This is a genomic window from Micromonospora sp. URMC 105, from assembly GCF_051386295.1.
GTDB lineage: Bacteria > Actinomycetota > Actinomycetes > Mycobacteriales > Micromonosporaceae > Micromonospora.
Genome location: NZ_JBPQTL010000166.1, coordinates 1 through 6,144, shown reverse-complemented (window position 1 = coordinate 6,144; position 6,144 = coordinate 1). Strand labels below are relative to the sequence as shown.

The 6,144-nt window shown below is 76.1% G+C and carries 7 protein-coding genes; 2 read left to right on the top strand and 5 right to left on the bottom strand.

What is annotated here, in order from left to right:
* The 5 genes from ACSNN7_RS28390 to ACSNN7_RS28370 all read right to left on the bottom strand — a co-directional run.
* Window positions 1-1,036, bottom strand: a 1,036-nt coding sequence (locus ACSNN7_RS28390; protein ID WP_436684123.1) for an ROK family protein, incomplete at its 3' end; no start/stop codon positions are given.
* A gap of 160 nt (window positions 1,037-1,196) precedes the next feature.
* Complete coding sequence (locus tag ACSNN7_RS28385; protein WP_436684122.1) at window positions 1,197-1,988, bottom strand: putative protein N(5)-glutamine methyltransferase; 792 nt, start codon at window positions 1,986-1,988, stop codon at window positions 1,197-1,199.
* A 138-nt stretch (window positions 1,989-2,126) separates the two neighbouring features.
* The gene (locus ACSNN7_RS28380) at window positions 2,127-3,269 is read right to left on the bottom strand and encodes a cystathionine gamma-lyase (protein WP_436684121.1); all 1,143 of its coding nucleotides are present in this window, start codon (window positions 3,267-3,269) and stop codon (window positions 2,127-2,129) included.
* Window positions 3,266-4,273, bottom strand: a complete 1,008-nt coding sequence (locus ACSNN7_RS28375; RefSeq protein ID WP_436684120.1) for an NAD(P)H-dependent glycerol-3-phosphate dehydrogenase — start codon at window positions 4,271-4,273, stop codon at window positions 3,266-3,268. Before ACSNN7_RS28375 ends, ACSNN7_RS28380 begins: the two co-directional genes overlap by 4 nt.
* 67 nt (window positions 4,274-4,340) lie before the next feature.
* A complete protein-coding gene (locus ACSNN7_RS28370) occupies window positions 4,341-5,066 on the bottom strand; it encodes a lysophospholipid acyltransferase family protein (RefSeq protein WP_436684119.1) in 726 nt (241 codons plus the stop codon).
* A 128-nt stretch (window positions 5,067-5,194) separates the two neighbouring features.
* On the opposite strand from ACSNN7_RS28370, the gene cofC reads away from it, so the two are divergent.
* Both cofC and ACSNN7_RS28360 read left to right on the top strand, forming a co-directional pair.
* Window positions 5,195-5,821: a 2-phospho-L-lactate guanylyltransferase gene (gene cofC / locus ACSNN7_RS28365; RefSeq protein WP_436684118.1), complete on the top strand. Its 627-nt coding sequence runs from the start codon at window positions 5,195-5,197 to the stop codon at window positions 5,819-5,821.
* A gap of 25 nt (window positions 5,822-5,846) precedes the next feature.
* Window positions 5,847-6,044 carry a cold-shock protein gene (locus tag ACSNN7_RS28360; RefSeq protein ID WP_334450943.1) on the top strand — a complete coding sequence of 66 codons (198 nt, stop codon included), beginning with the start codon at window positions 5,847-5,849 and terminating at the stop codon, window positions 6,042-6,044.
* Window positions 6,045-6,144 lie beyond the last annotated feature (100 nt).

Below are 6,144 nucleotides of genomic sequence, written 5' to 3'. Positions count from 1 at the left end.
GGGTCAGGGGCGGGGTGGCGCGGAGGCTCTCCAGGGCGGCGATGGCCACGCCCCGGGCGCCGGCCATGTCGCGATCCGGGACCAGGGCGAAGGTGGCGATCGCGGCCTGCTCGGCGCGAAGCACGGTGTGCGCGCGCACGGTGGCGAGGAACCACTCCCGGAACTCCGGCGCCGCCTCCACCACGCCGCCCCCCACGAAGTACGCGTGCGGGTCGGTGAAGTTGGCCGCGATGGTGAACAGCCGGCCGAGCGCCGCCGCCTGCTGGGCGAAGACCTCCCGGGCCAGCTCGTCGCCCCGCTCGGCGTACCCGCGCAGCAGCTTGGCGGCCCGCTCGACCGGCTCGGCGGCGAGCGGGTGACCGGGGTGGCGGGTCAGCCAGTACGGCAGCAGGCTGCGCCGGATCCCGGTCAGCGAGGCGATGCTCTCGGCGTCCCCCACGAAGCCGCAGGCGCAGGTCGGCTCCGGCTGGCCGGGGGCGAGCAGGCCGGTCAGCGGGATGTGCACGTGCCCGAACTCGCCGGCCATCCCGGCCGCACCGGTGACCACCCGGCCGTTCTCCACCACCCCGCCGCCGAGCCCGGTGCCGACGATCGCCGACACCGAGGAGCGGGTCATCGCGTCCGCTCCGAAGTGGACGTGGTGGGCGTAGAGCGCGGCCGCGTTGCCGTCGTTGTGGTAGACCACCGGCAGGCCGAGCCGCCGCTCCAGCGCGCCGCGCACGTCGTACCCGTGCCAGGCCGGCTGGGCGAAGTTGGTCGACCCCCGGGACGAGATGACGCCGGTGGCGCTGGCCGGGCCCGGCGTGTCCAGCCCGACCGCCCGCACCAGCTCACGCGGTACGCCGGTGTGCGCCAGCACGCCGTCCAGCGCGCGGGCCAGCGCCTCGATCGCCGCCTCCGGACCGGCCTGGACCTCGCTGGGGATCTCCAGCAGCCCGTCGACCAGGAACCGCCCGTCCAGGGTGAGCACGGTGGCGTTGTCGCTCGTGCCACCGTTGTCCAGGCCGACCACCACCGGCACGTCCTCGCCGCCCACCCGCCACCGCCTCCCACGCGAACCTGATGGCGAGGCTAGTTCCCGTTTTCCGCCCCCGCCATGCCGCGAACGGCCATCCCACCCGGGCCACCCGACGAGCCCGGCCGCTCAGCCCGGACGCCGGGCCCGGCCACTCAGCCCAAAGGCCGGACCCGGCCGCTCAGACCGGCCGGCGGGCGGTGACGGCGGTGGCGTCCCACTCCGGGGCGCGCACCACCGCCGGCACCAGGCCCAGCGCGCGCATCGAGGCGCAGAGCGCCTCCGCCTGGCGGTCGCTGATCTCCACCACCAGGTGTCCGCCGGGCGCCAGCCACTCCACCGCGCCCCGCGCCACCCGCCGCAGCACGGCCAGCCCGTCCGCGCCGCCGTCCAGCGCCACCGGCGCTTCGTGCAGCCGCGCCTCGGCCGGCAGCAGCGCCACCGCCTCGGTGGGCACGTACGGGGCGTTGGCGACCACCAGGTCGAGGCGGCCGCGCCAGGACGGCGGGAGCGGGTCGTACAGGTCGCCGGTCAGGACCGGCACGTCCCGCCCGGCGAGGTTGCGCCGGGCGCAGGCCACCGCGGCCGGGTCCACGTCCACGGCGGCGAGCCGGCGCGGGGCGAGGCGGGCCGCGAGCGCGAGCGTGGTGCCGCCGGAGCCGCAGCAGAGGTCGACCACCACCGGCGCCGGCCCGGCGACCGCCGCCGCGGCCTCCACCAGCAGGGCGGTACGCGCGCGGGGCACGAAGACGCCGGGGTCGACGGCGACCCGCAGGCCGCAGAACTCGGCCCAGCCGAGCAGGTGTTCCAGGGGAACGCCGGCGACCCGGCGGTCGGCGAGCGCGGTCAGCGTCTCGGCGGAGTCGGCGGCGGCGAGGAGCAGTTCCGCCTCGTCCTCGGCGTAGACGCAGCCGGCGGCGCGCAGCCGCGAGACGAGGGCGGGGCGGTCGGGGCGGAACGCGGTCGGTGCCATGGGATGCCTTTCGGGAACGCTCGTCGGCGCTCCCGGCCGTCGCCTAGCGGTGCGACGGGGACTCGGAGGGGAGCGCCGTTCCTGCTGTCTGGCGGATCGGACTCACCTCCTCCGGTCGGGGACCCGTGCGGGCCGTGATCACGATAGCGGACCGGCCGCCCCGGCGGCGTCCAGCGCGGCGGCGATGTCGGCCACCAGATCGGCGGTGTCCTCCACCCCGCAGGAGAGCCGGACGAAGCCCGGCGTGGTGTCGTCGCCCCACTGCGCCCGCCGGTCGGCGGTGGTGTGCAAACCACCGAAGGACGTCGCGGCGGCGACCAGCCGGGCGGCGTCGACGAACCGGCTCACCCGGGCGGCGTCACCGAGGTCGAAGGAGACCACGCCGGGCATCCGCCGCATCTGCGTCGACGCCACCGGGTACGCCGGGTCCTCCGGCCGCCCCGGCCAGCGCAGCCCGGTCACGTCGGCCCGCCCGGCGAGCAGCTCGGCCACCGCCGCCGCGTTGGCCGACTGCCGGGCCAGCCGCAGGTCGAGGGTGGCCAGCGACCGGTGCGCCAGCCAGGCGTCGAAGGCCCCGGGCACCGCGCCGGTGGTGGTGCGCCAGGCGGTCAGGGTCTCCAGCAACTCGGCCGAGCGGGCCGCCACGTAGCCCAGGAGCAGGTCGGAGTGCCCGGTCAGCGCCTTCGTGCCGGAGGCGACCACCAGGTCGGCGCCGAGGTCCAGCGGGCGCTGCCCGAGCGGGGTGGCGGTGGTGTTGTCGACCACGAGCAGGGTGCCGGCGGCCCGCGTCCGCTGGGCGAGCGCGGCGATGTCGACCACGTCCAGGCCGGGGTTCGCCGGGGTCTCCAACATCAGCAGCCGGACGCCCTCCAACGACGGGTACGGCCCGACGGTCGGCACGAATCCGACCCGCACCCCGATCCGCTCCAGGGCGGCGGTGGCGAAGGCGCGCACCGGGAAGTACCCGTCGGCGGGCAGGAGCACGGTGTCCCCCGGGCGCAGCACCGCCAGCAGCAGCCCGGTGATGGCGGCCTGCCCGCTGGCGAAGACCCGGCAGTCGCCCCCCTCCAGCTCCCCGATGGCCGACTCCAGCAGCCGCCGGGTGGGGTTGTCCGGCCGGCCGTAGCCGTTCGCCGCGGCGGCCGGCCCCTCCCACGGGTCGAGGTGGTACGGCGCGGCGAAGACCGGCCCGGGCAGGAACGGGTCCCCGGGCACCGGCTCCGGCAGCCCGGCCCGGACGCAGCGGGTGCCGTCCCGCCACTGCGGCGCGTCGTCGCTCACTCGTACGACTCCGGCTTGGCGGTGCGGCTCATCAGGGCGTCCACGGCGAGCCGCGGGTCCATGCCCTCGTGGCAGATCCGCTCGATCTGCTCGGTGATCGGCATCTCGACCCCGTGCGCCCGGGCCAGGTCCCGGATGGCCAGGCAGCTCTTCACGCCCTCGGCGGTCTGCCGGGTCGCCGCCTGCGCCTGCTCCAGGGTCTCTCCCCGGCCGAGGTGCTCGCCGAAGGTGCGGTTGCGGGCCAGCGGCGAGGAGCAGGAGGCGACCAGGTCGCCCATGCCGGCCAGGCCGGCGAAGGTGATCGGGTCGGCGCCGAGCGCGACGCCCAGCCGGGCGGTCTCGGCGAGACCCCGGGTCATCAGCATCGCCCGGGTGTTGTCGCCGAACCCCATCGCGGTGGCGATTCCGTACGCCAGGGCGATCACGTTCTTGACCGCCCCGCCCAGCTCGCAGCCGATCACGTCGTCGTTGGTGTACGGACGGAAGTACGGCGTCCGGATCGAGGACTGCACCAGCGTGGTGCGGCGGGCGTCGGTGCCGGCGACCACGGTCGCGGCGGGCTGCTCGGCGGCGATCTCGGGGGCCAGGTTCGGCCCGGAGACCACCACCACCCGGTCCGGGCTGACCCCGGCGGTCTCGACGATCACCTGGCTCATCCGCCGGGTGGTGCCCAGCTCGATCCCCTTCATCAGGGAGACCAGGGTCGAGTCCGGGGCGAGGTGACCGGCCCAGTCGGCCAGGTTGCCGCGTAGCGTCTGCGAGGGCACCGAGAGCACCACCAGCTCGGCGCCGGAGATCGCCTTGGCGGCCTCGCCGGTCGCGGTGACCCGCTCGGGCAGCCGCAGGTCGGGCAGGTAGTCCGGGTTGCGCCGGTGGACCCGGATCGCGTCGGCCACCGACTCCCGCCGGGCCCAGATCGTCACGTCCCGGCCGGCGTCGGCGAGGATCTTGGCGAAGGCGGTCCCCCAGGAACCGGCCCCCAGCACCGCCACGTGCCCGCTCATGCCGTCGCCTCCCGTCGCTCGGCAGCGCCATCGGACATCGACGCGCTGAGCTGCCTGACTCGCTCGCTCATTCGGTCACCTCGGGAGTACGCAGACGGGCGGGACGTTCCCACAGCGGGGGCGGTGTGCCGCCCCGGATGCCGGCGAGCAGGTCGCGCAGGCTCAGCATGATCTCTTCGGTCATCTCTTCCAGCACCACTCGGCTCGGGGTGGCGCCCGCCCACCGGCTGAGGTCGACCGGCTCGCCGGCGACCACGGTCACCGGGATGCGGGGCCGCAGGCCGAAGCGGTTGTTCCGCGGGTCGAACAGCTTCTCCGGGCCCCACATCGCCATCGGGATGACCGGCGCGCCGGTGGCCAGCGCCAGCCGGGCCGCCCCGGTCTTGCCCTTCATCGGCCACAGCTCCGGCTCGCGGGTGATGGTGCCCTCGGGGTAGATCACCACCGCGCCACCGGCGTCGAGCGCGGCGATCAGCTTGTCCAGCGACTTGACCGCGTCGGCGGTGCCGCGTTCCACCGGGATCTGCCGGCAGCGGTGCAGGATCCACCCGATCACCGGCACCCGGAACACGCTGGCCTTGCCGAGGTACTGCGGCCAGCGCCCGGCCTCGTAGATGAAGTGCGCGGAGACCAGCGGGTCGGCGTGCGAGATGTGGTTGGGCACGATGATGATGCCGCCGTCGCGGCGTAGCTGCTCGGCGCCGTGCCAGGTGCGCCGGGTCCAGACCAGCATCACGGGCTTGACCAGCGCCACGGCGAAACGTCGCCAGAAACCCAGCCTGCGCCGTGTCACACCCTGCCTCCTCGTCGCCCCGACCCGCGCGCCGCACCCACCCGGCGCGGCCCGCAGCGGAAATCATGCCTGCTCGCCCCGGGTACGGCCAGTGCGGGTGGCCCCGTCGACGCTGGCAGGATTGTCGCGTGGGTCAGCCGAGGTGGACCGTGGTGGTGCCGGTGAAGCACCTGGGGGCGGCGAAGAGCCGGCTGCGGGGGGCGCTGCCGGCCGTACCCCACGAGGAGCTGGCGCTGGCGCTGGCGGCCGACACGGTCCGCGCGGTGCGGGCCTGCCCCGCGGTCACCGAGGTCCTGGTGGTCACCGGCGACGAGCGGGCGGCGCAGCTGCTCGGCGCGGCGGGCGCCCGGATCGTGCCGGACGAGCCGGAGGCCGGGTTGAACGCCGCGTTCCGGCGCGGCGCCGCGGCCGCCGCCCCGGAGGCCTGGGTGGCGGGGCTCACCGCCGACCTGCCGGCGCTGCGCCCGGCCGAGCTGGCGGCGGCGCTGCGGGCCGCCGCCGACGATCCGGGGGTACGCCGTTTCGTGGCCGACGCCCCGGGCAGCGGCACCGTGCTGCTCACCGCACCGCCCGGCGTGCCGCTGGAGCCCCGGTTCGGGGTCGGTTCGGCGGCGGCGCACGCGGCGAGCGGGGCACTGCCGCTGGCCGGGCGGTGGCCCTCGCTGCGCCGCGACGTGGACACCGCGGCCGACCTGGCCGCGGCGCGGCACCTCGGGCTGGGGCCCCGCACCGCCGCGCTCACCGCGACCCGCTGACCGGCCCCCGGGGTACGGTGCTGGCATGCAGGGCACGGTGGCGACCTTCGACGCGCAGACCCGCACGGGCGTGCTGCTCCTGGACGACGGCACCGAGCTGGCCTTCCCGGCGCCCGCCTTCGACGCCTCCGGGCTGCGACTGCTCCGCCTCGGGCAGCGGCTACGGGTGGAGCTCGGTCCGGACGGCGAGGTCGTCCGGGTGACATTGCCGACGATGGCCTGAGCCGACCCGCCGGAGTTCATTTTGCGTTAACCGTGATCGGGTGATTATGAGCGGGTGAGCACCCCTCGCGAGCACCCCACCAGCCCGCCCCACGCCGCCG